Source organism: Hymenobacter agri (assembly GCF_054778495.1).
Window position 1 is genome coordinate 1 of sequence record NZ_BAAGZM010001251.1, and the last position, 589, is coordinate 589.

At 63.7% G+C, this 589-nt stretch carries 1 pseudogene; it reads left to right on the plus strand.

Annotation, left to right across the window (positions count from 1 at the left end):
- A pseudogene (locus tag ACYVDE_RS25610) lies at nucleotides 1-336 on the plus strand (hypothetical protein); the annotation flags it as partial.
- Nucleotides 337-589 lie beyond the last annotated feature (253 nt).

Sequence of the window (589 nt, forward strand, 5' to 3'; positions counted from 1 at the left end):
GCGGGCTCGGCGGCGCTGCGCGGCAACGCGGTGCCCATCGTGGGCACCGGCTCGGCCCAAACGGTGCAAACCGGCTTCCTGCTGCCCAAGCGCTTGCTCGGCCCCAAGGTGCGCCTGCAACCCTACGCCAGCTACATCCACGGCCGCTACGAGGCCCTGCGCCGTCTCGACGGCAGCATTCAGGACCTGCATATCCTCGACGGCGGCGTGAATGTGCTGCTCGACGGCCACCAGGCCAAAGTCACGCTCAACTACCGCCACCGCCCCGATTTCACCGATGTGAACAACCTGCAGTACCGGCCGGAGGTGACCATGCAGCTGCAGGTGATTTTGTAGAGTGGGGTAGACGAATATAAACCGCCTGTCATCCAGAGCGCAGCGAAGGACCCTATCACATTGAAACGACTCGTCCTAACGTGATAAGGTCCTTCGCTGCACTCTGGATGACAGGTACTTTACAACCCTCACCCCTCGGCCCGCAGCACCTCCAGTGGCGAGCGGCGCAGCACGTCGCGGCTGTTGAACAGGCCGATAACCGCCGTGAGGGAGCCGAACAGCACCGCCAGCCCCAGCAGCATCAGCACTGCCA